At 74.4% G+C, this 23,796-nt stretch carries 15 protein-coding genes and 12 pseudogenes; 16 read left to right on the top strand and 11 right to left on the bottom strand.

What is annotated here, in order from left to right; genetic code table 11:
- Nucleotides 1–15 precede the first annotated feature (15 nt).
- A pseudogene (locus QMQ26_RS00835) lies at nucleotides 16–1,774 on the top strand (MFS transporter).
- A gap of 55 nt (nucleotides 1,775–1,829) precedes the next feature.
- A complete protein-coding gene (locus tag QMQ26_RS00830) occupies nucleotides 1,830–2,228 on the top strand; it encodes a MarR family winged helix-turn-helix transcriptional regulator (protein ID WP_282204374.1) in 399 nt (132 codons plus the stop codon).
- A 363-nt stretch (nucleotides 2,229–2,591) separates the two neighbouring features.
- Here the strand turns inward: QMQ26_RS00830 and QMQ26_RS00825 are convergent, their stop codons facing one another.
- Nucleotides 2,592–3,224 (bottom strand): TetR/AcrR family transcriptional regulator, encoded by a 633-nt coding sequence (locus tag QMQ26_RS00825; RefSeq protein WP_318552168.1) that lies wholly within the window; start codon nucleotides 3,222–3,224, stop codon nucleotides 2,592–2,594.
- Between QMQ26_RS00825 and QMQ26_RS37155 the strand changes: the two are divergent.
- The 3 genes and pseudogenes from QMQ26_RS37155 to QMQ26_RS37145 form a co-directional block, all read left to right on the top strand.
- Nucleotides 3,223–3,474, top strand: a pseudogene (locus tag QMQ26_RS37155) (FAD-dependent monooxygenase); the annotation flags it as partial. The gene QMQ26_RS00825 and the pseudogene QMQ26_RS37155 overlap by 2 nt on opposite strands.
- A 148-nt stretch (nucleotides 3,475–3,622) precedes the next feature.
- Nucleotides 3,623–3,967 carry an FAD-dependent oxidoreductase gene (locus QMQ26_RS37150; protein WP_318552298.1) on the top strand — a complete coding sequence of 115 codons (345 nt, stop codon included), beginning with the start codon at nucleotides 3,623–3,625 and terminating at the stop codon, nucleotides 3,965–3,967.
- A 44-nt stretch (nucleotides 3,968–4,011) separates the two neighbouring features.
- Nucleotides 4,012–4,683: an FAD-dependent oxidoreductase gene (locus QMQ26_RS37145; RefSeq protein WP_318552294.1), complete on the top strand. Its 672-nt coding sequence runs from the start codon at nucleotides 4,012–4,014 to the stop codon at nucleotides 4,681–4,683.
- Here QMQ26_RS37145 and QMQ26_RS00815 read toward each other — a convergent pair.
- From QMQ26_RS00815 to QMQ26_RS37770, 4 genes and pseudogenes are all read right to left on the bottom strand, one after another.
- Entirely contained in the window at nucleotides 4,644–4,916 is a 273-nt protein-coding gene (locus tag QMQ26_RS00815; protein ID WP_282204373.1) for a hypothetical protein, read from the bottom strand. The two genes, QMQ26_RS37145 and QMQ26_RS00815, sit on opposite strands and share 40 nt — an antisense overlap.
- A 135-nt stretch (nucleotides 4,917–5,051) precedes the next feature.
- A pseudogene (locus QMQ26_RS37775) lies at nucleotides 5,052–5,906 on the bottom strand (serine hydrolase domain-containing protein).
- Nucleotides 5,907–5,935: 29 nt separating this feature from the next.
- On the bottom strand, nucleotides 5,936–6,577 hold the full coding sequence (locus tag QMQ26_RS00805; protein WP_282204372.1) for a hypothetical protein: 642 nt from the start codon (nucleotides 6,575–6,577) through the stop codon (nucleotides 5,936–5,938).
- Nucleotides 6,578–7,169: 592 nt separating this feature from the next.
- Nucleotides 7,170–7,622: pseudogene (locus tag QMQ26_RS37770) on the bottom strand (MFS transporter); the annotation flags it as partial.
- Nucleotides 7,623–7,788: 166 nt separating this feature from the next.
- Here QMQ26_RS37770 and QMQ26_RS00795 point away from each other — a divergent pair.
- Complete coding sequence (locus QMQ26_RS00795; protein WP_282204370.1) at nucleotides 7,789–8,268, top strand: winged helix-turn-helix transcriptional regulator; 480 nt, start codon at nucleotides 7,789–7,791, stop codon at nucleotides 8,266–8,268.
- A 104-nt stretch (nucleotides 8,269–8,372) separates the two neighbouring features.
- Here the strand turns inward: QMQ26_RS00795 and QMQ26_RS37765 are convergent, their stop codons facing one another.
- The 3 genes from QMQ26_RS37765 to QMQ26_RS00780 form a co-directional block, all read right to left on the bottom strand.
- Nucleotides 8,373–8,471, bottom strand: a complete 99-nt coding sequence (locus QMQ26_RS37765; RefSeq protein ID WP_404814247.1) for a hypothetical protein — start codon at nucleotides 8,469–8,471, stop codon at nucleotides 8,373–8,375.
- 154 nt (nucleotides 8,472–8,625) lie between these two features.
- A complete protein-coding gene (locus QMQ26_RS00785) occupies nucleotides 8,626–8,772 on the bottom strand; it encodes a hypothetical protein (protein ID WP_282204369.1) in 147 nt (48 codons plus the stop codon).
- 8 nt (nucleotides 8,773–8,780) lie between these two features.
- Complete coding sequence (locus QMQ26_RS00780) at nucleotides 8,781–9,539, bottom strand: hypothetical protein (protein ID WP_282204368.1); 759 nt, start codon at nucleotides 9,537–9,539, stop codon at nucleotides 8,781–8,783.
- Nucleotides 9,540–10,004: 465 nt separating this feature from the next.
- On the opposite strand from QMQ26_RS00780, the gene QMQ26_RS00775 reads away from it, so the two are divergent.
- On the top strand, nucleotides 10,005–10,949 hold the full coding sequence (locus QMQ26_RS00775; RefSeq protein ID WP_282204367.1) for an esterase/lipase family protein: 945 nt from the start codon (nucleotides 10,005–10,007) through the stop codon (nucleotides 10,947–10,949).
- 169 nt (nucleotides 10,950–11,118) lie between these two features.
- A pseudogene (locus QMQ26_RS00770) lies at nucleotides 11,119–11,528 on the top strand (VOC family protein).
- 273 nt (nucleotides 11,529–11,801) lie between these two features.
- On the opposite strand, the pseudogene QMQ26_RS37760 reads toward QMQ26_RS00770, so the two are convergent.
- Nucleotides 11,802–12,059 (bottom strand): annotated as a pseudogene (locus tag QMQ26_RS37760) (hypothetical protein); the annotation flags it as partial.
- A 442-nt stretch (nucleotides 12,060–12,501) separates the two neighbouring features.
- Here QMQ26_RS37760 and QMQ26_RS00765 point away from each other — a divergent pair.
- The 4 genes and pseudogenes from QMQ26_RS00765 (at nucleotide 12,502) to QMQ26_RS00750 (ending at nucleotide 16,797) form a co-directional block, all read left to right on the top strand.
- A pseudogene (locus QMQ26_RS00765) lies at nucleotides 12,502–13,907 on the top strand (family 2B encapsulin nanocompartment shell protein).
- A gap of 1,293 nt (nucleotides 13,908–15,200) precedes the next feature.
- A pseudogene (locus QMQ26_RS00760) lies at nucleotides 15,201–15,971 on the top strand (bestrophin-like domain).
- 348 nt (nucleotides 15,972–16,319) lie between these two features.
- Nucleotides 16,320–16,559, top strand: coding sequence for a hypothetical protein (locus QMQ26_RS00755; RefSeq protein WP_282204366.1), 240 nt, complete (start codon nucleotides 16,320–16,322; stop codon nucleotides 16,557–16,559).
- Between the two features lie 64 nt (nucleotides 16,560–16,623).
- The gene (locus QMQ26_RS00750; RefSeq protein WP_282204365.1) at nucleotides 16,624–16,797 is read left to right on the top strand and encodes a CYTH domain-containing protein; all 174 of its coding nucleotides are present in this window, start codon (nucleotides 16,624–16,626) and stop codon (nucleotides 16,795–16,797) included.
- A gap of 47 nt (nucleotides 16,798–16,844) precedes the next feature.
- On the opposite strand, the pseudogene QMQ26_RS00745 reads toward QMQ26_RS00750, so the two are convergent.
- A pseudogene (locus QMQ26_RS00745) lies at nucleotides 16,845–17,594 on the bottom strand (alpha/beta hydrolase).
- Nucleotides 17,595–17,929: 335 nt separating this feature from the next.
- On the opposite strand from QMQ26_RS00745, the pseudogene QMQ26_RS00740 reads away from it, so the two are divergent.
- The 4 genes and pseudogenes from QMQ26_RS00740 to QMQ26_RS37755 all read left to right on the top strand — a co-directional run.
- A pseudogene (locus QMQ26_RS00740) lies at nucleotides 17,930–18,382 on the top strand (MarR family winged helix-turn-helix transcriptional regulator).
- A 180-nt stretch (nucleotides 18,383–18,562) separates the two neighbouring features.
- Nucleotides 18,563–19,914, top strand: a pseudogene (locus QMQ26_RS00735) (MFS transporter).
- Nucleotides 19,915–20,020: 106 nt separating this feature from the next.
- Complete coding sequence (locus tag QMQ26_RS00730) at nucleotides 20,021–20,581, top strand: GNAT family N-acetyltransferase (protein WP_282204364.1); 561 nt, start codon at nucleotides 20,021–20,023, stop codon at nucleotides 20,579–20,581.
- Nucleotides 20,582–21,161: 580 nt separating this feature from the next.
- Nucleotides 21,162–22,403: pseudogene (locus QMQ26_RS37755) on the top strand (cytochrome P450 family protein); the annotation flags it as partial.
- 823 nt (nucleotides 22,404–23,226) lie between these two features.
- Here the strand turns inward: QMQ26_RS37755 and QMQ26_RS00710 are convergent.
- A complete protein-coding gene (locus tag QMQ26_RS00710; protein WP_282204363.1) occupies nucleotides 23,227–23,754 on the bottom strand; it encodes a hypothetical protein in 528 nt (175 codons plus the stop codon).
- Nucleotides 23,755–23,796 lie beyond the last annotated feature (42 nt).

The following is a 23,796-nucleotide window of genomic DNA, read 5'->3' as shown; positions in this document are numbered from 1 at the left end:
CAGGGCGGGCAGGAGATGGCGGACGTGGACACGAAGAAACGGTGGATCGGCGCGGAACACCCGCGCTACAAGTGGGTGGCGCTCTCGAACACCACCCTCGGCATGCTGATCGCCACGATCAACTCCTCGATCGTGCTGATCTCGCTGCCGGCGATCTTCAACGGCATCCACCTCAACCCGCTGGAGCCGGGCAACGTCAGCTACCTGCTCTGGATGCTGATGGGCTACATGCTGGTCACCGCCGTCCTGGTGGTGACCCTCGGCCGCCTGGGCGACATCTGGGGGCGGGTGCGGATCTACAACGCCGGCTTCCTGATCTTCACGGCCACCTCGGTGATCCTCTCGCTCGACCCGATGGGCGGCGGCGGTGGCGCGCTGTGGCTGATCGGCTGGCGGGTGGTGCAGGCGGTCGGCGGCGCGATGCTGATGGCGAACTCCGCGGCCATCATCACCGACGCCTTCCCGGCCGGCAGCGCGGCATGGCGCTCGGCGTCAACATGGTCGCCGCGATCGCCGGCTCGTTCATCGGCCTGGTCCTCGGCGGCGTCCTCGCCGAGTGGAACTGGCGGTCGATCTTCTGGGTGAACGTCCCGATCGGCATCATCGGCACCGTCTGGGCCTACCGCTCGCTGCACGAGACCGGCGTCCGCCGCCCCGGGAAGATCGACTGGTGGGGCAACATCAGCTTCGCCGTCGGCCTCACCGCGCTGCTCGCCGCGATCACCTACGGCATCCAGCCGTACGGCGGCCACACCATGGGCTGGACCAACCCCTGGGTGCTGACCGGCCTGATCGGTGGCGCGGCCGTGCTGATCGCGTTCTGCGCGATCGAGACGAAGGTCGCCGAGCCGATGTTCCCGCTGCGCCTGTTCCGCGACCCGGTGTTCGCGGGCGGCAACCTGGCGACGCTGCTCGGCTCGGTCGCCCGCGGCGGCCTCCAGTTCATGCTGATCGTCTGGCTGCAGGGCATCTGGCTGCCGCTGCACGGCTACGAGTACGAGCAGACCCCGCTCTGGGCGGGCATCTACCTGGTGCCGCTGACCATCGGCTTCCTGGCCGCTGGCCCGATCGCCGGCTACCTCTCGGACCGCTTCGGCGCCCGCCTGTTCGCGGCCGGCGGCCTGGTCGTGATGGCCGCCTCGTTCGCCGGGCTGCTGATCCTCCCCACCGACTTCGGGTACATGTGGTTTGCTCTGCTGGTGTTCCTCAACGGCCTCGGCGGCGGACTGTTCGCCGCACCCAACACCGCCCTGGTGATGTCCAGCGTGCCGGCCGCCGACCGCGGCGCCGCCTCCGGCATGCGGGCGACCTTCCAGAACGCCGGCATGGTGCTCTCCATCGGCGTGTTCTTCTCGCTGATGGTGGCCGGCCTGGCCGGCTCGCTCCCGCAGACTCTCAGCGACGGGCTCACCGGCCAGGGCGTCTCCCCGGCGGACGCCCACGCGGTGGCCCAACTGCCGCCCGTCGGAACGCTGTTCGCGCCTTCCTCGGCTACAACCCGATCCACGAACTGCTCGGCCCGCAGGTCCTCTCCGGCCTGCCCGCCGCCAACGCGCAGACCCTCACCGGCCGGGAGTTCTTCCCGCACCTCATCTCCGGCCCGTTCCACGACGGCCTGATGGTGGTCTTCTCGCTCGCCATCGCGATGTCCCTGGTCGCCGCGGCCGCCTCGCTGCTGCGCGGCCGCAAGGCGGCCCCGGCGGCCCCCGCGCCCGAGGACGGCACCGCCGCCGCGCCGGACGGGGACGCCGCGGTGTCCCGACGAACGGCCTGACGTGAACGAGACGGTGCGGCAGGGGAGTCCGGGCGTGGGACAGGGGAGTCCGGGCGTGGGACAGGGCGGCGAGGGCGGGCTCGACCCGGCCGAGGTGGTGCGGCTGCGGCTGGTGATCTCCCGGCTGCACCGGCAGCTGGTGCAGGCCTCCGACCGGCAGGAGTTCACCTTCGCCCAACAGTCCGCGCTGGCACGGATCGAACAGCACGGCCCGATCCGGCTCGGCGAACTCGCCGCGCTGGAACGGGTCGCCGCCCCGTCGATGACCCGCACCGTCGCCCCCCTGGTCGAGTCCCGGCTGGTCAGCCGGGTCCCCGACCCCAACGACGGCCGCTCCGTCCTGGTCGAACTCTCCCCGGAGGGAACCGAACTGCTGGCCCGCATCCGCCGCCAGCGCTCCGAGGTGCTGGCCCGCCGCACCGCCGAACTCACCGACGGGAGCGGCGGACGCTGATGGCGGCGCTGCCCGTACTGGAACACCTGGTGTCGTTCGACCTCTGACCGCTGCCGCTCGCTGTCGCCCGTCGCCGACCGCCGCCGTCCGCCTCCGATGGTCTCCGGGCGGGGCGGCGGCGGGAGCGGCCGGAGTGCGACCCTTCCGGGGGCGCGGTGGCCGGGGGCGTTCGCGCGTCCGTGCGTCCGCGTGTCCGCGTGTCCCCCCGGACCGCGTCCCGCCGCTCCGGATCAGGACGTTTGGGCGGCGATCCCGTCCAGCACCAGCTCCAGCCCCGCCGCGAACTCCTCGCCCGGCGCCAGGTGGTCGGCCGCCGCCATCACCTCCGCCATCACCGGGTGCCGCCCGCCGCCAGCACCCGCATCACGTACGGCCCCATCGCCCGCTGCCACTCGTCGTCCGACTGTCCGTGCGCCCGCTCCGCCCGGCGCTGCGCCACCTCCACCCGCAGTCGGCCCGCCAGGTAGGCGTGGAACGCCCCCGACGCCTGCTGCACCTCGGTCGGCCGCCCGGCGAAGCCCGGTGCGCTCCACACCACGGCCAGCGCCGCCTCCCGCGCGGCCAGCGCGTTCGGCCCAGGTGCGGCCGTCCGCCCAGCAGGTCGATGAACCACTCGTGCCGCAGCGCGGCCGCCCGGTACCGTCCGGCGATCGCCCGCAGCTCCTCCCGCCACTCCCCGGAACGGGTCGACCGGGCGGTCCGGGCGGGCCGGTCGTCGGCCGGGTCCGGGGCGATCTCCGCGTACACCGCGTCCACCATCAGCTCCAGCAGCTCGGCCTTGGTCTCCACGTATCCGTACAGCCGCATCGGGCCGACCTCCAGCGCCGCCGCGACCCGGCGGATCGACACCCCCTCCAGCCCGTCCGCGTCGGCCAGTTCGAGCGCCGCCGCGACGATCAGCGCCCGGCTCAGCGGCCCCGGCGTCCGCCGCGCCGGCGGCTCCGGACGCTCCCAGACCAGTCCGGCTCCGGCGGCGTCGTCGTGACGGGAGGACATGGGGCGGTCTCCGATCGGAAGGAGCGGGGGCGGGGCAGGGCAGGGAGCGGAGGACGGCGGTGATCACGATACGGCGAACGCTGGCGATACACCGTATCGGAGCGATACGGTGTATCGGACGGACGAGCGGACACATGAACGGGGAGAACTGGACATGGCGGGTGCGGCAGGCGGGGTGGACGTGGCGATCGTCGGAGGCGGGCCGGGCGGGCTGACGCTGGCCCGGCTGCTCACCATGCGCGGCATCCGGACCACGGTCTACGAACGCGACACCGGACCGACGGCCCGCACCCAGGGCGGCACGCTCGACCTGCACGCCGACACCGGCCAACTCGCCCTGCGCGCGCGCCGGCCTGACGCGGGCGTTCCGCCGGCACGCCCGCCCGGAGGGCGAGGACATGCGGCTGCTCGACCACACCGGCACCCTGCTGCACCGCGACGACACCCCGACGACGCGCCCGCCGCTCCGCCCCGAGATCGACCGGGCCGACCTGCGCGACCTGCTGCTCGACTCCCTCCCGCCCGGAACGGTCGCCTGGGGCCGCGCCCTGCGCACCGCCATCCCGCTCCAAGAGGGCCCCGGTGGCTGGCAGTTGGAGTTCACCGACGGCAGCCGGGCCGACTGCGACCTGCTGATCGGCGCGGACGGCGCCCGCTCCCGGGTCCGGCCGCTGCTCACCCCGGCCGGGCCGGACCACCTCGGCGTCAACACGGTGGAGGCGCCATCCCCGCCATCGACCTGACCCACCCCGAGCTGGCCGCCGTCGTCGGCCGCGGCAGCTACTGGGTGATCGGCCAGGGCCGCTCGCTCGCCGCCCAGCGCTGCGGCGACGGCTCCGTCCGGGTCGGCCTGTCCTTCTACGGCCCCGCCGACGGCGCCGCCGACTGGCTCACCACCTGCGGCATCCCGTTCGACCGCCCCGACGCCGCCCGGGCCGCGCTGCTCCCGCTGTTCGTGGACTGGACGCCCGAGTGCCGTGCCCTGATCGCCGCCTGCACCGGCCCGCTCACCCCCCGCCCGCTGACCGCCCTCCCGGTCGGCCTGCGCTGGCCGCACCGCCCCGGCCTCACCCTGCTCGGCGACGCCGCCCACCTGATGCCCCCCGTCGGCGTCGGCGCCAACGCCGCGATGCGCGACGCGCTGGAACTGGCCACCGCGCTCACCGGCGAGACAGGTGGCACCGAGGAGGCCGACGCCGCGCTGCGCGCCTACGAGGAGGAGATGTTCACCTGGACGGCCCGGGCCGCCGACGGGGCGGCCCGAATCCTGGCGATGATGACCGCCCCGGGGGGAGCGCAGGCCGTGGCCGCGTTCTTCCGCGGGAGTGAGGTGCGGGGGAGCGCGAAGAGTTCGGGAAGCGCGGGGAGCACGGGGAGCGCGAAGAGTTCGGGGAGTCCGGGAGTCCGGGGAGTGAAGTGTCAGGCCACGCGGCGCAGTTCGCAGGGGTGGGGGAGGTAGGGGCCGAGGAGGCCGTCCCGGTCGCCGCCCTTGAAGGCGGTCGCCCGGCCGGTCAGGCCACCGTCCCGCAGCCGTAGTTCGAGCCCGGTGGCTGGGCTGTTGAACAGGGCGTCGGGCGTCGGGAGTTGGAGCGGGGTGACGAGGCGGAGGTCCCAGCGGGCGGAGGCCACGGCCGGGACGGTCACCGGCGGGTGGTCGGCCAACCGGACCTCGACCCGCCCCTCCGGCAGCACGGCGACCGTCAGCGGGACGGTGGCGCCGGGGGCGCTGACCTGACCGGACCAGGTGCCCGGGGCCAGGGTGAGGGGCAGGTCCGGTTCGACGCCCGGGGCGCAGTGGCGGGATCGAACTCGGGGCCAGCGCGCCCATCAGGTGCGCGACCACGGCGTCGCGGGCGGACTTGTCGGTCGAGTTGGCGAGGACGGCCACCGAGAGCCCCGCCCGGGCAGGTCGATCATCATCGACGCGACGCCGCCCATCCCGCCGCCGTGACTGCTGATCACCGTCCCGTCCGCCGTCCGCTGGACGACCCGTCCCAGCCCGTACCCCAGGCTCCCGGCGCCGAGGATCGCGGGCGCGTCGTGCACGGCCGCGGCCGTCCCGGGCGCCAGCAGCCCGAGCGAGCGACGGGCGAACAGCGCGACGTCACCGGCCGTCGCCCAGCCGGAGGTCGCCGCCGGATGCCCGGTGCGGCAGGTCGGGTAGACCCGCCCGTCCGGGGTGTACCGCACCGCGGCCGGCCCCGGCCCGGGGTGGGCGGCGCCGAAGGCGAAGCCGTCCAGCCCGAGCGGCTCGGCGATCCACTCCCGCAGCAGCGCCCACCTCCCGCCCGGTGACGGCCGTCAGCCGCCGGGCCAGTTCGTGGTAGCCGAGGTTGGCGTACTCGAACGCGCCGCCCGGCTCGTGCAGTTGTCTGCGGTAGCGGTCGATGTCGATCGGCCCGTACCCGGGGGCGGGCGCGGCGTCGGGGGAGCCGGGGTGTAGTGGAAGTCGTAGTAGGCGGGGAAGCCGCCGCGGTGCCGGAGCAGTTGACGGGCGGTCGGGGCCGTGCGCTCGAACCGGCCCGGCAGCGGCGCGTCCAGGTCGAGCAGGCCCCGGTCCGCGGCCAGGCAGACCGCGAGCGCCGTGAACGCCTTGGTCGTCGAGGCCAGCCCGTACGCCGTCCCGGGTGTCGCCGCCCGCCCCGCCGCCACGTCCGCCCACCCGTACGCCCGGGCGAGCACCAGTTCCTCGCCCGCCGCGACGGCCACGCTCACCGACGGCAGCCGGTCTCCGCCAGCACCCGCCCGCACACCTCGTCCAGCGACTCCAGCGCATCCAGCGAATCCAGCGAATCCAGCGCACCCAGCCCGTTCAGCATCCTGTGGCCCCTCCCGCCGTCCCGGTCGGCCCGATGGTAGTGCTGCGCCGACGAACGGTCGGCGGCGGGGGCGGCGGTTCGGCCGCCCGCGCGCGGCTCGGGCGCCGGACCTGACGGCAGGTCGGGCGCCCGACCGGGCGTCGGACGCGGGTCAGCGGGTGTCGGCCGGTCCGGACGCCGTCGCTGCCCGCGGGCCGCCCGCGTCCGACGCGGCGAGCGCGTTCTGGCCCGCGTCCTGGCCCGCGCCCCTGCCCGGGCGGGCGGTGCACGGGCGAGTTGCAGGCCGATGCCGGCCGTGACGAGGGCGAGGGCTGCGGCGATGAGCCAGGCGAGGCGGAAGTCCTGGCGCTGGGCGGGGCCGGTCTCGGCTCCGACGACGGCGACCAGCAGGGCGACGCCGACGGTCGCGGACATCTGCCGCACCGAGTTGACCAGGGCGGACCCGGTGGCCGCCCGGTGGGCGGGCAGTGAGGCGACACCGGCGGCCACCAGCGTGCCCAGGGCCAGCCCCACCCCGATACCGCTCAGGACCATGCTCGGCAGCAGGTCCTTGCCGTAGTCGGGGGTCAGCGAGGCGAAGGCGGGCGCGCCAGAGCATGCCGGCGGCGAAGAGCACGCCGCCGGCGGCGACCAGCGGGCCGTGGCCCAGGCGCTGCGCGGCGCGGGCGGTGAGCAGGGTGACGACGGGCACCAGGGCCGGGCCGGGCACCATGGCCACGCCCGGTGCGCAGCGCGCTCCAGTGCCAGACCTCCTGGCACCACAGCACGTTGGAGAGCAGCATGACGGCGAAGGCGACGCCGAAGACGAAGGTGCCGGCGCCGGCCGTCCCGAAGCGGGGCAGCCGGAGCAGGTGGAGTTCGAACAGCGGGTGGCTGTGGCGCAGCGAGCGGCGGGCGAACGCGGCCCCGGCGGCCGGCGCGGCGGCGGCGAGCAGCAGGGTCCTCGGGTCCGTCCAGCCCCAGTCGGGGCCCTGGACGAGGGCGCCGGACAGGGCGGCGACGGCGAGGGTGACCAGCAGCGCGCCCAGCAGGTCGGGCAGCCGTCCCTCCTCCCGGCGGTGGCGGTCGGCAGGGTGCGCAGGCCGGCCAGCACGGTGGCGATGCCGAGGGGGACGTTGATCACGAAGATCCAGCGCCAGTCGACCTGGACCAGCAGTCCGCCGGCCACCGGTCCGGCGGCTGCCGCGAGGCCGCCGATGGCGGCCCAGTTGCGGGTGGCGCGGGTGCGCCGCTCGGCCGGGACGGTGGCCAGCAACAGGGCCAGTGAGGTGGGCAGTTGGGCAGCGGCGCCGACCGCCTGCAGGACGCGGGCCGCGACCAGCCAGCCGAGGCTCGGCGCGAGGGCGCAGGCCAGCGAGGCGAGGGTGAAGAGGGCGACCCCGGCGAGGAACACCGGCCGCTGGCCCAGCCGGTCCCCGAGCCGCCCGGCGACGACCAGGAGCGCCGCGAGGACGATGGCGTAGGCGTTGAGGACCCAGGAGAGGGAGCCCAGGGTGACGGCCTGGCCCTGGGCCGTGCTGAACGAGGTGCCCATGGCGGGCAGGGCCACGTTGACGATCCACAGGTCCAGGTTGGTCATGAAGACCGCCAGCAGGACCACCGTCGACGCCACATGGCGCTTTGAAAACCAAACCGACCGAGTCATGGGGCTCAGGTAAGCACGAGTCGGTTTGATATTCAAACCGCAATGGTCGGACCGCCGCCTAGACTTTGATTGTCAAACCGATCCGAGGGAGGCTGATCCCATGACCACACCGCACGTCGACCCCTACGACGTCCCCGGCCGCCCCTGCTCGATCGCCGCCTCCCTCCAGGTCGTCGGCGACCGCTGGTCGCTGCTCGCCGTCCGCGAGGTCTCCCTCGGCAACCACCGCTTCCGCCAGATCGCCAAGAACACCGCTGCCCCCACCGACCGCCTCTCCGCCCGGCTGAAGAGCCTGGTCGCCGACGGCATCCTCGAACGCCGCTCGCTGCCCGACGACCCCCGGCACGACGGCTACTACCTCACCGAAGCCGGCCGCGACCTGCTCGGCGTCATCCGCGAACTGCTGCGCTGGGGCGACCGCTGGCTCACCACCGAGCCGCCCATGCGGCTGCGCCACCACGAGCACGACTTCGCCCTGCGCCGGGTCTGCGACCACTGCGGCGAAACCGTCGACCCCGACGACATCCACCCCGAGGTCGCCGCCGCGGGCTGGACCCTCCAGGGCCCCGCCGCCGACTGACCGCCGCGTCCCGGGCCGGAGCCGAGGGGCGGCCCGGAGCCGAGGGGCAGCCCGGGATCAAGGGGCAGCCCGGGATCAAGGGCGGGGTCCTCAAGGGTGGGCCGTCAAAGGGCGGTGGCGGTGGCGCGGAGGGCGATCTCCAGTTCGAGGCGGGTGTCGGGGGAGGCGAGGGCGGGCCCGAAGAGCTGGTGGACCCGGTGCAGCCGCTGCCGGGCGGTCTGCGGGTGGATGCCGAGGCGGGCGGCGACCTCGGGGCGGTGCCCCGGCCGGTCTGGAGCCAGGCCAACAGGGTGGCGGCGAGCCGGTCGCGCTGCTTGGGGGTGAGCGGGGCGAGCGGGGCCAGGCGGCGTTCGGCGATCAGGCGGACCAGCGCGGGATCGGTGAGCAGCAGCAGGTCCGCGTAGCGCTCGCGGCAGTCGACCGGGCGCTGCGGCGGCTCCGGCAGGAGGCCCGCACCAGCCGGGCCCAGCGCAGCGACTGCGCGGCGAGGGCGGGCGGCACCACCGGGCCGATCACCGCGCCGCGCCCGTGCAGCGCCGCCGCGAGCTGCGGATCGGCGAGCGGGCGGCCGGATCGGGCAGCAGCAGGTGCGGCTGCGGGACGTCCAGCCCGGCCAGCACGTACTCGGGCAGCCGGGCCGGCGGCGCGGACGGCTGCCGGTGCGCCGGGCCCGGGTCGAGCGAGACGGCGGCGACCTGCGCGGGCAGCGGCCAGTCCGCGAGTCGGGCGGCGGCGGCGAGTTCGGCCGGGTCGGCGCCCGCCAGCAGCAGGTCGTGCAGGCGGTGGCGGGCCCGGCCGAGCGCGCCGGCCCGGTCGGTGCGGGCGTCCACGTAGCCCTGGACGCTGGCCGCGGCGACCTCGTCGATGTGCGCGAACACCGCCTCGGCGAGGGTGACCAGCTGCTCCGCGGCCAGCCCGCGGCGCCGGGCCACCCGGGCGTACCGGCGCCAGGCGATCCGGGCCCCGAGCCGGAACGCGGCCTGCAGGGCGTCCAGGCTGCGGCCCTCGGAGAGTTCGCCGCGCCCGAGCGAGCGGTACACCCGCAACTGGCGCGGACCGGGCGCGGGCAGCCCGGCGACCCGGTCGGTGAACTCGGCCAGCGCGGTCTCCACGCCCTGCTGGATTCCGGTGCCGAATTTCCCGGAGAGCGGCCGGGAGAATTCCGGGACGGCGGATCTGATCTCCCGGATGATCTCGGTCGCGAGGGATTGCTGTTCGGCCCTGAGTTCGGTGGAGAAATCGCGCGGCAGCCCCTCCCACGGTCCGCCCAATTCCGCTCCTCGGGGTAGCGATAATCCGTCCGTCCGGCGTCTGCCCGGCGTCCGTCCGGCATCCGTCCGTTGGTGTTCCGGCGGTGTTCCGGCGGAGGCGCGGCCGGTTCCGCCGGGACAGGGGGAGTATGCGGCGGGTTACCGGCCGGTCAATAGGTTCGGCACAAGCTTGCGGCCCCGTACGGCACCCGGCGCACGCGGAAACGCTGACCCGGATGACAGTTCCGCCGGAGGGGGACGGAATTCCTGGCACCTTCGGATGCACTTTCCGGGAACGCGTGCGCCGTGTGTTGACGGCGCGTCAAGCCGCTCCTAGCTTCATGGCGACCCGGGAAAACCCGGGGGCGGCCGCCGAATTCCGGCACCGAAACGGACGGCGGCGCGCACCGGAGCCGGCCGGAGCGAACCGCGGTGCGGACGACGGGGCGGGCGACCAGGCGGACGACCAAGCGGAGGGTGTACGGAATGCGGAGAAAGAGCGTACGGGCGGCGGTGCTCGCGGCACTCGCGGCGACGGCACTGCTGGCCGCCGGAGCCCCGCCCGCGGCGGCGAGCGGCAACCGGCCGGTGGAGACCCACTTCTCGATCGGCTTCGTCAAGGGCTTCTTCTTCCCCGGCACGAGCCCGAACGGTGCCAACGACTGGTCCTGCCGGCCGTCCGCGGCCCACCCGGCCCCGGTGGTGCTGGTGCACGGCACGCTGGAGAACCAGAACGACAACTGGGGCGGCGCGGCCCCGCTGCTGGCCAACCAGGGGTACTGCGTCTACGCCTTCAACTACGGCGGCCCGTCGGCCGGTTCACCGGTCCAAGGCACTGGCTCGATCGCCGACGGGGCCCGGACGATGGCCGCCTTCGTGGACCGGGTGCTGGCCGCCACCGGCGCCGCGAAGGTCGACGTGGTCGGCCACTCGCAGGGCGGAATGCTCCCGCGCTACTACCTGAAGAACCTCGGCGGCGCGGCGAAGGTCGGCAAGCTGGTCGCCCTAGCCCCCAGCAACTACGGCACCACCCTGGACGGCCTCACTGAACTCGGCCGTCAACTGCGCATCCTGGAGCCCGCCAACGACTTCCTGTCCGGCCCCTGCCCGGCCTGCGTGGAGCAGGAGATCGGCTCGCCGTTCCTCACCGCGCTGAACGCCGGCGGCGGGACCGTCCCCGGCGTCGAGTACACGGTGATCGCCACCAGGTACGACGAGGTGGTCACCCCGTACACCAACTCCTTCCTGCCGCCCGGCCCGCACGTCACCAACATCCTGGTCCAGGACCAGTGCGCGCTGGACGCCACCGAGCACCTGGAGATCGGCTACGACCCGGTCGCGCTGACGGACGTGCTGAACGCGCTGGACCCGGCACACCCGCGACCGGTGCCGTGCCAGGTGGTGCTGCCGGTGACGGGGCCGCTGCTCTGAGCGGCTCCGCCGAAGTCCGCTGCTGATCCGCACCTGCGGCACAAACCTGGCCGCCCCCGGTGAACGGGGCCTGGGGCAAAGCCCCCAGGCCCTCTCTGTTCCCGCACCTCAGCGGAGCTGCTCAGGGCCTGTCTCGAAGTCGGGCGTGAGCTTGTGGCAAGATCACGGGATGCTGCGACTCACCGATTTCATCATCGACTGCCCGGACACGATGAAGCTGGCGTCTTTCTACTCCGAGGTGACGGGCCGTCCGATCAAGGAAGGCAGCTCCGAGGACTGGGCCGGCATCCAGTTCGGCGAGATCGAGCTGGCATTCATCCGGGTGGACGACTACCGCGCTCCGCAGTGGCCCGACAGCGAGCACCCCAAGCAGTTCCACCTCGACTTCGAAGTGGACGAGATCGAGTCCGAGCAGCGCCGCGTCCTCGACCTCGGCGCGACGCTGAGCAGGACTTCATCGGCCCCAACGGCTACGGCTGGCAGGTCTACACCGACCCGATCGGCCACCCCTTCTGCCTGTGCCGCAACAAGGGCGTCACCTGGACCGACCAGGGCCCGATCTGGCCCAAGCACGGCTGATGCGGCTTTGGTGAAGTCGGCTGCTGGTCCTTCGATGCGGGTCCGTTGACGGTTCAGGGCTCGGTCGACCGCGGTGCCGACCGCTTCAGCGGTGGTGCGGACACGCTCGGGGTGGTCCTCGTACTTCGCCGACCGCCACACCCGCTCGATGTCGTTCGGCTCGGGGCTGCGAGGCGGGAGGTAGGAGAGTTCGACGCCGATGCCGGCCGGTTCCTCCTGCTGGAGGACGGGGTCGGCCTTGTGCCGCAGCGTGTCCCGGGTCCGTTTCCACCGGAACCCGTCCCGGTGGAGCAGTTCGGCCAGCCGGGCCGCCGAGACTCGTACCCCCCGCTCGGCGGCCGGCCGGCCGCACAGCGCGGCGGCAGTCCAGGTCCGGCCCTGCCGGGCGGACTCGTCCAGTAGTACGGCCAGTACCTCGCGGTCCTCGCGGGTGATCGAGGCGGGGCGGCCCGGGCGCGGGCATCCGCCGGCGCGTCGAACCCGCCGGCCGTGAAGCGGTGGACCGCACCCCGGACGGTGACGTCGTTGCATTCGAGCAGGTCGGCAACCTCGGGCACGGTCAGGCCCCGTCGCGTGCCCGGCGGGCGGTGGTGAACGCCGCCGCCGTCGCGCGCCCTCCCGAGCCCCCGGCGCCCCCGCCGCCGGGGGCGTTCGCACGTCCGGCCCCGTGGGCGGGCAGCGGCGCAGGCCGGAGCCGGTCCGGACCCGGGCGCGCCGACTGACGTAGTGTCAGCTCTGCCAACCCTCCGCAGGCCAAGATTCACCTCATCGGGTGCACGATGGGCCGCACGGGCGATCCGCGGGTCGGAACGATCTAGTGTTCCGGAGGCGGCGGTGAGCGCGGTGAACAGCGCGGTTCCGAACCCCGCCGACACTTTCCGCTTTCTTTGCCCGTACCCCGCCCATGCCCCAGCACACTCACGGATCTGACGGACCGTCAGTTTCCGTGCGAGACGAAGGAGAGCCCGGCCCGATGTCCGTGGACAGCAGCCCGGAGACTCAGCAGGCGCAGCGCCAGCAGACCAGCCTCACCACCGCCGCGGCCCGCAACCTGGCCACCACGACCAAGTCCGCGCCCCAGATGCAGGAGATCACCTCCCGCTGGCTGCTGCGGATGCTCCCGTGGACGCAGACCTCCGGTGGCACCTACCGGGTCAACCGCCGACTGACCTACACGGTCGGCGACGGCCGGGTCGAATTCATCCAGACCGGCGGCGACGTCCGGGTCATCCCCCGGGAGCTCGGCGAACTCGCGCTGCTGCGCGGCTACGAGGACGACGAGGTGCTCACCGCCCTGGCCGACCGCTGCCAGCAGCGCGACTTCCGGGCCGGCGAGGTGCTGGTCGAGCGCGGCGCCGCGTCCGACAAGATCCACCTGGTCGCGCACGGCAAGATCAACCAGGTCTCCACCGGCAAGTACGGCGACGACGCCGTGGTCGGCGTCCTCGGCGACGGCGACCGGTTCGGCGAGAACGCCCTGCTCGACGCCGACGCCACCTGGGACTACACCGCCACCGCCAAGACCGCCGGCACCCTGCTGACCCTCAGCCGGGCCGACTTCGAGGCCGTGCTCGCCCAGTCCGACACCCTCCAGGCCCACATCCGGGACTTCGCCAGCCTCCCGCTCCAGCGGCAGAACGAGCTGGGCGAGGCCGAGATCGCGATGTCGGCCGGCCACGAGGGCGAGCACCCTGCTGCCCACCGCGTTCGTCGACTACGAGCTCAAGCCGCGCGAGTACGAGCTCTCCATCGCGCAGACCGTGCTCCGCGTCCACTCCCGGGTCGCGGACCTGTACAACCAGCCGATGAACCAGATCGAGCAGCAGCTCAAGCTCACCGTGGAGGCGCTGCGCGAGCGCCAGGAGCACGAGCTGATCAACAACCGCGAGTTCGGCCTGCTCTCCAACTGCGCCTTCAGCCAGCGCATCCAGACCCACTCCGGCCCGGCCACCCCCGACGACCTCGACGAACTGCTCAGCCGCCGCCGCGACTCCGAGTTCTTCCTCGCCCACCCCAAGGCCATCGCCGCCCTCGGCCGCGAGTTCAACGCCCGCGGCCTGTACCCCGACACCGTCGACCTCCAGGGCCACAAGGTCCCGGCCTGGCGCGGCGTCCCGATCCTGCCTGCAACAAGATCCCGATCACCCCGGAGAACACCAGCTCCATCCTGGTGCTGCGCACCGGCGAGGACAACCAGGGCGTCATCGGCCTGCACCAGACCGGCATCCCGGACGAGTACCAGCCCAGCCTGTCGGTCCGCTTCATGGGCATCGACGAGAAGGCCGTGATCAACTACCTGGTCACCGCGTACTACTCGGCGGCCATCCTGGTCCCGGACGCGCTCGCGTGCTGGAGAACGTGGAGATCGCGCACCGCTGAGCGGCCGCGCCGACCACGGCTGCCGCGGCCGTAACCAAACGGCGGCGCACCACGTTGAGGGTGCGTCGGATTGATCATGCCGATCCGTTTCTGCACAAGCAGCGCACGCTGCCGCCGCAGCCGGAACGGCCCGGTCCTCCGACGCGCCCTCGACTGCGCTCCGGCCGGACCGGCGGACCGGCCGTTCCGCGACGGGGCGCGACGCACCGGAACTCCGCAGTTCAGACGCCCATCGCCCACAGCCACTCGGAAGGTTGGACCACGCCCATGCAGCGCAACGACCGGCCGCCGCGGACGGCGGAACGGAGGCGGCGGCCTTACGCACCCGGGCGGGTACCGGCGCTCGGGCCGCGGGCCGACGCCGGGCGGGTGCCGGCGGCCCGCCGGGCGCGCCGGCAGCGGCACCCGCAGATGCGGCGCGGCGCGCGCACCGCCGCAGCCCTGGCGGGCGTCGCCGTGGTCTGCGCGGTGCTCACCGGCGCCACCCAGGCCGCGTCCGCCGCCCGCGGCCCCGGCGGCACCGGGGACGGCCGGCTCGACATCTGCGTCAAGTGTGCACACCTCGGTCGACGCCGCCGGTGTGCACGTCGAGGTGAACGCCGGCGCCGGGGTCGACGTCCCGCTCCACCCGCAGGGCGGGAACGGGCAGGGCCACGGATGGGGAGGCGACCACTGGGAGGACGGGCACGGGCACCACTGCCACCCCAAACCCACGCCCACCCCGACGCCGAAACCCACCCCGACGCCCACGCCCACGCCCACGCCGACACCCAGCCCCAGCCCGAAGCCCACGCCGACCCCCACGCCCGAAGCCGAAGCCCACCCCCACGCCCACCCCGAAGCCGGTGCCGACGCCCACGCCGACCCCGCCCCGGGCGGTGGTCCCCGTGAAGCCGCGCCCGGCCCGGCCCGCCCACCCCCGAGGCCCACCGCCGCCCGCGCCGCCGAGCCCCGCGCCGACCCCGCCCGCCCCGAGCCCCGCACCCGTCCGGCCCGCGCCGGTCGTGCACCTGCCGCCGCCGCCACTGGCCGCCGAGGCGCCCAAGCACCGCGGCACCCCGACCACCACCCGGATGCTGGTGGTCACCGTCCCCGCCGTGCTCGCGGCGGCCGCGCTGCGCCCGCGCGCGGGAAGTCCGGCGGCGCCGGACGCCGCGGCCGTTCCTGACGCACCGTCAGGGCGGCGGGCGGACAGCGCACCGTCGATCCCCGTCGGCCCGCGCCGACCCCCGTTCACCCTCCGGACCGGACCTGCCGGGCCGGACGGTCCAACTGTTCAGGAGAGGACCCGTCATGTCCGAATGGCTGGCACTCGCCCTCGCGATGGCCGGGGCGTGCCTGGTCGTCGTCGCGGTCGTGCTGGTGAGACACCGCAAGGCCGACGAGGACGAGGACACCTCGGAGACGCCGGACGTCATCGAGTACATCACCATGATGATCGGCGTGGTCTACGCGATCGTGCTGGGCCTGGCGATCGCCGGCGTCTGGGAGTCCCGTTCCGCCGCGCAGGACGACGTGCAGACCGAGGCCCAGTCGCTGCACGAGGTCAGCGCCCGGGCCGAGGTGTTCCCCGCCGACTACCGCGCCGTGGTCCAGAAGGACGTCGACACCTACGTCTCGTTCGTGGTGGACACCGAGTGGCACTACATGCGCACCCACGGGGAGATCGGGGAGATCAGCCCCAGGGCACCGAGCTGCTGGGCAAGCTGCGCACCGACGTCGCCGAGCGGGAGCCGCAGAACGACATCGAGGCGCAGGCGTACCAGGCGATGATGGACAAGATCGCGGTCGCCGACGAGGCCCGCACCTCGCGGGGCGCAACGTCGGCCCGACCATGCCCGGGGTGGTCTGGTTCGGCCTCGGCGTCGGCGGGCTGGTCACCGTCGGGATGCTGTTCGCGCTCCAGATCCGCCGCTCGCGGCGCGAGTTGGTCCTGGCCGGCACGTTCAGCGCGCTGATCGGGTTCCTGCTGTTCCTGATCTGGGACTTCGACGACCCGTTCGGACGCGGGTGTCCGTGACCACGGACCCCTTCGTCAACCTGTTCCCGTTCCTGGGCAACTGACCGGTCGGTGTCCGGTTCGGTGCGTCAATTGTCCGCCCGGTGAACGGAACCGACCGGAGTCGGGGAACACCGGGTGGCGCGCGCCGTACCGGAGCGGCACGCGCACTACGCTGGAGACGACCGCCCGCGACGCCGACGGGGGCCTGGTGCGGGCGGTCGACGGGAGAGCCCGAGGGGGAAGCGCGAGATGGGAAGCACAGCGCGGCGAACACGTCGACGGTGGCGACGGCGGGTGCGGCGGGACCGTTCCGGACGGGCGTGGCGGGGCCGTTCCGGACGGGTGCGGCGGCACGGCGGCGGGGAAGTACGCCAGGGTCGAGCGGGAGCGCCCGCTTCCTGCTCGCCCGGGTGCCCGCCCCCGGCGCCGTCACCGTCGCCCGCCGGATCACCGACCGGTACGTCGAGGGCACCCGGCTGCGGCTGCGCCGGGTCGAACGGCTCGACACCGGCGAGTGCACGTACAAGCTCACCCAGAAGGTCCCCGTCCCCCCGGGCGAACCCGGCGCGGTCCAGGCCTGGTCACCAACCTGTACCTCTCCGAGCAGGAGTACGCCCGCCTGCGGGCGGCCCTGCCCGGCCCCGAGCTGACCAAGACCCGGCTGAGCGTCCCCCCGCTCGGGTCGACGTCTTCGAGGGCCCGCTGCTGCGACTGGTGCTGGCCGAAGCGGAGTTCGACACCGCCGAGGATGCAGAAACGTTCGTCCCGCCGCCCGGCTGCGTCGCCGAACTCACCGACGACCGCCACTTCACCGGCGGCCGGCTGGTCCGCACCGACCGCGAGGAACTCCGCGACGGCCTCGCCGGATACGGCGTGGCCCTCCCCTGAGCCCCGGGGAGGGCGGCGCCCCGGCGGGCGGGGCGCCGCAGGGCGGGCTACCTCAGGTGGCGGGTGAAGAAGCGGGCCCCGGCGTCGAGTTCGAACGCGGGGACGCCGGTGTGGCCGCCCAGGTTGGCGTGCAGGGTCTTCTCCCGGGAGCCGAGGGCGTCGAACAGGTCGAGCGCGGCCTGCCGGTCGTTGCCCTCGTCGTCCCACTGGAGCAGCACCTGGAGCGGGACGGTGACCCGGCGGGCCTCCTCGAACACGGCGCGGGACGAAACTCCCGGCGAACAGGACGGCCGCCGCGATCCGCGGTCGGCCAGGGCGAGCCGGATGCCGACGGAGATCACCCCCCTCGTACCCGACCGGCCCGTCGATGCCGGGCAGGGCGAGCAGGGCGTCCAGCGCGGCCCGCCCACTCCGGGACGGCCCGCTCGACCAGCGGGAGGATCAGCGCGTCGACGATCTCGCCGCTGACGGGTTCGCCGGCCGCCAGCACCCGGCGCAGCTCGGCGCGGGCCTGCTCGACGGCCTCCCAGCGGGGCCGCTCGCCGCTGCCGGGAGCTCGACGGTGGCGGAGGCGAAACCGTGCCGCGCCGCGTAGTACCGGGCCCGGCCCGCCAGGCGCGGGTACATCCGGCGCAGCCCGAGCGGCGGGTGGCCGATCAGGATCAGCGGGTGGTGCCGTCGGCGGACGGCGCGGACCCGGGGGTCCACAGCAGGCCGGGGACGTCGCCGAGGGCGAAGGCGCGCTCCAGGACGCCGTCCTCGAGACGCTGTTCGGAGGTGAAGCGGAGGGTGCTCATGGCGGTGGTGCCTTTCGGGAGTGCTCAGGAACGGCGCTCCCGGACGACCTACTGACGCCCGACCGGGCCCCGGAGGGGAGCACCCATGTCGATACTGCGTTCACGGGTACCACCTCCTCGGTCTCTCGCACGGCCTCCGGCAACCTAGCAGCCGCCGTGGCGGCCTGCCAAACGGCCCCGCGCGGGGCGGGGACCGGCCGGAAATCTACAGGGAAACTGTACATTCGGCGGGTGGAAACCTAGGGTGGGAAGCATGAGCGAAGCCCCCGAGCCGGACGCCGCACCCGACTCCGACCCTGACCCCGACTCCGGCCCCGGCCCAGAAGCCGACCCCCGTGCCCGTGCCCTCGCCCGGGCCCGAGCCGTCCGCCGTGCGCGCCTCGCAGCAGGTGCGGTCGGTGATCGGGAAGCTCCGCCGCCGGCTCCGGGCCGCCGCCGGCACCGGGGACTTCACTCTCACCCAGGCGTCCACCGTGGGACGGCTGCTGGACAGTGCGGGCGCCGGCCTCACCACCAGCGACCTCGCCGCCGCCGAGGGGATGCGGCACCAGTCGATGGCCACCACCATCGCCGCCCTGGCGGCGGAGGGCCTGGTGGAACGGCGGCGCGACCCCGAGGACGGCCGCCGGCTGCTGATCGCCCTCACCGCCGAGGCCGGCGCCGCGGCGAGGAGGGCCGCCGGGCCCGCAGCGAGTGGCTGGCCGCCGAACTCCAGCGCAAGTGCACCGAGGAGGAGCGGCAGACCGTGATCGCGGCCATGGCCGCTCGAACGACTGGTGCACGACTGAACCCGACCGCGCCGACCCGGCCGCACGGCGCGCCTCCCGCGCCCCCACTTGCCTTCCCCTCCACCCCCACCCCCCACCCCCAGCGAGCGGCAGAAGCACCATGACCGACCACAAGACCGTCGCGAGCACCCCCGCCGTACCGGCCGAGGCCCCGCGATCGACCGCCGGCTCGTCCCCCCGATGGTGCTCGGCTCCGTCCTCAACCCGATCAACTCCACCATCATCGCCGTCGCGCTCGTCCCGATCGGGGCCGCCCTCGGCGCCTCGCCCGCGCAGACGGCCTGGCTGGTGTCGCGCTGTACCTGGCCACCGCGCTCGGGCAGCCCGTAGTGGGACGGCTGATCGACCTGTTCGGGCCGCGCCGGCTGTTCCTCGCCAGCACCAGCCTGGTCGGCGTCGCCGGGGTGGTCGGCACCCTCGCCCCCAACCTCGGGACGCTGATCGCCGCCCGGGTGGTCCTCGGCTTCGGCACCTGCGCCGGCTACCCCGCCGCGATGGCCCTGCTGCGCGCCGAGGCCCGGCGCACCGGACGCGACAGCCCCGCCGGGGTGCTCACCCTGCTCGCCGTCGCCAACCAGACCGTCGCCGTGGTCGGCCCGCTGCTCGGCGGACTGCTCACCGGCCTCGGCGGCTGGCGCAGCACCTTCGCGCTGAACATCCCGCTGTCGCTGCTCGCCGTCACCCTCGGCGCGCTCCGGCTGCCCCGGCAGGAACCGCAGGAGCGGCCGGAGCGCCGACCCGGCGACCCGGGCCCGCTGCGCCGGATCGACCTGCCCGGGATGGCGCTGTTCGCGGTCCTGCTGCTCTCGCTGCTGCTGTTCCTGATGCACCCGCACGCCGACCGCTGGTACCTGCCGCTGCTCACCCTGGCCGCCGCCGTCGCCTTCACCGTCCGCGAACGCCGCGCCGAACACCCGTTCATCGACGTCAAGGTGCTCGGCGGCAACACCCCGCTGCTCACCACCTACGCCCGCGCCCTCGCCGCGTACGTCGTCTCGTACGCCTTCCTGTACGGCTTCGCGCAGTGGACCGAGGAGGGCTTCGGCCTCTCCCCGATCCAGGCCGGGCTGGTGCAGGCGCCGACCTTCCTGGTCGGCATCGGGGTCTCGGTCCTGGCCGGTCGGCGCGGCGGCATCCGGGCCATGCTGCTGACCGGCGCCGTCGGCCAGATCGCCGCCTGCCTGCTGATGCTCGCCCTCGGCGTGCACAGCTCGCTGTGGGCGCTGCTGCTGCTGGCCGTGGTCTTCGGCGTCCCGCAGGGCGCCAACGGACTCGCCCTGCAGAACTCCGTCTTCCTGCAGTCCGACCCGGCCCGCACCGGCTCCTCCGCCGGGCTGCTGCGCACCTTCGCCTACCTCGGCTCGATGGTCGCCTCCGCCGGGACCGCCGCCGCGTACGGCCCGCACGCGGGCACCGCGGGCATGCACCAGCTGGCCTGGATCATGCTGGTCGCCGCCGTGCTGTTCCTGCTCCTCACCGCCTTCGACCGCACCCTGCGCACGCTGCGCACCCCCGCGTCCACCGCCCGCTGACCCCCTGCCGGGGCGGCGGTTCGACTCGAGCGGGCGGGACGGCCGGTGCGGGAACGGGCCCGGGCGGACGGGAACCGCGGACCTCCGGTGCGGCAGGATGGCGGGCATGGAACTGCCCCGGACGATGCCCGAACTCCCGGCCGCGCACGGGTTCCGGCTGCGCCGCTGGAGCCTGGACGACACCGGCCTGATCCGGGAGGCGTCGACCGACCCGTACATCCCGCTGATCACCACCGTCCCGGCGCCGTACACCGAGGCGGGCGCGACGGCGTTCGTGGAACGCCAGTGGCGGCGCACCGAGATCGGGACGGGCTACCCGTTCGTGATCGTCGACCCGGCGGGCCGAGCGGTCGGCAGCGTCGGCCTCTGGGTCGGCGAACTGCCGCTGCGCGGCTGGGCGACGGTCGGCTACTGGGTGGCCGGCCCGGCCCGCGGCCGGGGCACCGCCAGAGTGGCGCTGGACGCCGTCACCGGCTGGGCACTCGACGAACTGGGCGTCCCCGGGCTGGAGTTGTCCGTCCGTGGAAACCGTGGAACACCGCCTCGATCCGCACCGCCGAACGCGCCGGCTTTCGATGCACCGGCCTGCGGCCCGCCCACCAGGTGGTGGACGGCCGCCCGCGCGACATGTGGCGCTACGTCAGACCGTAGCCGGGCCGACCCCTAGTCCGCCCAGCGCCCGCAGTCCGCCGGCGGCCGGCGCGCTGCCCGTCCCCGCTGCCCGCCCCCGCTCGCCGACCCGCTCCGTCTGCGCGGTCGAGAGCGCCCGGGGCCCGGAACCGCGCGAGATCCTCGTCCCCGCGAGAACGCCGGCCGCCGGGCGGTCGGCCGCTTCCTCGCCCGGCACGGCGCCACTGCCCCGGAGGACCGCACCCCCACCCTGCCGACCTGCTTCGACGGGCTGGTCGCCGCCGCCCTGCGCCCGCGCCGCCCCCGAACCCCGTTCCTGCCCGTGCCTCTGCCCCCGCAAGGCCGTGGCCGGGGTTCGGAGGCAGGCGTGAGTACCGGCGGGCGTCGGGGCGGCGGTCCGGGTCGGGCACGTACGAGGTAGTCGGGGTACGGCGGAGCGCCGGATCGTTGGCCGAGGTGCGTCGCCGACCACTGTCGAGTACGTGTTCGCGTTTCGTCGCTTCGGCCCACGTGAAGGAGCCCTCGTGGAAAGCCAGTCGGAGAACCGCTCGGAGAGCCAGCCGACCCCGTCGGACCACCCGTCGAATCACCCGTCGGACCGCCTGTCGAACCGTCCGCTGAACCGGCCGTTGAAGTGCCCGGTCGACCACTCCGTGCTCGTCCTGGACCCCACCGGGCGGGCCCGGGACGCCGAGACCGCCGAGCTGATCGCGCGCGGGCCCGCCACGCCCGCCGACATCCTCGGGGTGCAGACGTGGGCGGTGTCCGACCCGCGACCTGCTGGAGGAACTGCTCAAGGACCCGAGGGTTCGCCAAGAACGGCCCGCGGCACTGGCCCGACTACCCGCAGGTGGCGGCGGGTTGGCCGCTGGCCCTGTGGGTGACGGCCCGCAACATGTCCACGACGGACGTCGAGCACCACCGCCGGCTGCGCCGCCTGGTGAGCGCGGCCCTCACCCCCCGTCAGGTCGCCGCCCTGGCCGACCGGATCGAGCGGATGACGGCCGGGCTGCTCGACGCGGTCGCCGCCGAAGGCGCCGGCGGGGGGGCCGGTCGACCTGCGGCAGCACCTGGCCCGCGCGCTGCCGATCCTGGTCATCTCCCACCTGCTCGGTCTGCCCGACGAACTGCGCGACGGCTTCTGCCGGTACGCCGAGGGGGTCTTCGACACCACCCTCACCCCGGAGCAGTCCCAGGCCAACAGCGCGGCCCTGTACGCGGTGATCGCGACGCTGGTCGCCGCCAAGCGCGAACGGCCCGGCGAGGACATGACCTCCCTACTGATCGCCGCCGCGACACCGAGGGCGACGGCGGCGCCCTCACCGAGGACGAACTGCTCGACACCCTCATGCTGGTGATCGCCGCCGGCTACGAGACCACCGTCAACCTGATCGACAACTCCGTCGCCCTGCTGCTCACCCACCCGACCAGCTCGCGCTGGTGCGCGCGGCGAGGCGGGCTGGGACGACGTGGTCGAGGAGTCGCTGCGCCGGGAGGCGCCCCTGGCGCACCTCCCGATGCGCTACGCCCTGGAGGACATCGCGCTGCCGGGCGGGCTGACCGTCCACCGCGGCGAGGCGATCCTGGCCTCCTACGCCGCCGCCGGCCGCCACCCCGCCCGGCACGGCGACAGCGGCGCGGAGTTCGACGTCACCCGGCGCTCCAAGGACCACCTCGCCTTCGGCCACGGCCCGCACTTCTGCCTCGGCGCCCCCCTGGCCCGTCTGGAGGCCCGCACCGCCCTGCGCGCCCTGTTCGCACGCTTCCCGCGCCTGGCCCTCGCCTCGGACACCGTGCTGGAGCCGGTCGAATCGCTGATCTCCAACGGCCACCGCACCCTGCCGGTCCTCCTGGAGGGCCGGCCCAGGGCTAGAAGACGCCCGTGCGACCGGGGCCGCCGCCCGGGCGGCAGCCCCGGTCCGCCGACGGTGCCGCGGGTGGGTGAGCCCGAGGTCGGTCGGGGCGCGGAGGGCGCGTGCCGCACTCGCCCGATCGGGGGGAACGAGGACGGGACGGGCATCGCGGCAGCGGCCGGGGGTAGTCGGTGGAAGTAGGGAACGGAACCACCGACGAGGGAGGGAGGCCGTCATGGCGAGGGGATCTGGGACTGGGAGAAACGCCGAAGGGTACGCCACCGGCACCGACCTGACGGGCTACCGGGTGGAGGCGGCGGACGGCCGCATCGGCAAGGTCGACAAGCACAGCGAGGACGTGGGCGACGCCTACCTGTTGGTCGACACCGGCCCGTGGATCTTCGGCCGCGTGGTGCTCGTCCCGGCGGGCACCGTCACCCGGATCGACCACGACGACAGGTCGGGTCTGGCTGAGCCGGACGACGGACGAGATCAAGAACTCACCCGACTTCGCCCCGGGCGCACCGGCCGACGACCACGACCACCGCCGCAGCGTCGGCGCCTACTACCTCGGCACCGCCTGATCCCTCCTTCGCGGGGCTGGGGCTGGGGCCGCGTCCCGGGTGTGCCGGAACAACCCGGCCAACCCGGCGCAACCCGACCACCGGATGGTCCGACTGCGGTGGGGAGACCTGGCAGCCCGCCTCGTCCCGGTCCTCCGGCTGATCACGAGGCCCATGCCCGCCCCCGCGGACGGAGCCGTCGGGAGAGCGGTGCTCCGGATACCGTGCGGTCCCCGGGGTGTCAAGAGCCGGGCAGGCTCTTCTCCCTACCGCCGTCGCGCCTGCGCTCGGCCGTCCAGGTCAACGCTGCCGACGTCAGGAGGAAGGCGGCAGCGGTGGCCGAGACGTCGAGAGCGAGCTGGTGGCGAAGGCCGGAAGGATCGCCAGGGCCAGGAGGAGGGGCGGCACGGTGGCCAGTGCGGTTCCCCAGCGGTGTCCGCGGTACCCGGCGAGACAGCCGCCGGCGGCCAGGGCCGTGCAGCGCCGAGCAGCGGGACCAGGACGAACGCGAGAAAGGACGCGTAGAAGAAGGCGGCGAGCGTCAGGCAGCCGACGAGCGCGGCGGTGACGGCCGCCCAGACCGCGGGCGTGCGCAGGACCGGCCGTCCTCCGGCCAGGAGCGGCGGCAGGACGGCCCATAGGCCCGCTGCGGGGAGCAGACCGGCCACGATCCCGTACGGGAGGTCGGCCGCCGAACCCACCGCGCCGGTGGCGACGGCGGTGACGGTGAGGGCCGTGGTGAAGACGGGCGAGGTCGCCGTGAGGGCGGCGCGGACCAGCTGGGGGGTGTGCATGTGCATGGGTTCTGGGTCGGGTGGTGGGGGCCCGGAGCCGGG

This window comes from Kitasatospora fiedleri, from assembly GCF_948472415.1.
Lineage (GTDB): Bacteria > Actinomycetota > Actinomycetes > Streptomycetales > Streptomycetaceae > Kitasatospora > Kitasatospora fiedleri.
Note: the sequence above shows the minus strand (reverse complement) of the source record. Positions and strands in the feature narration are given on the sequence as shown.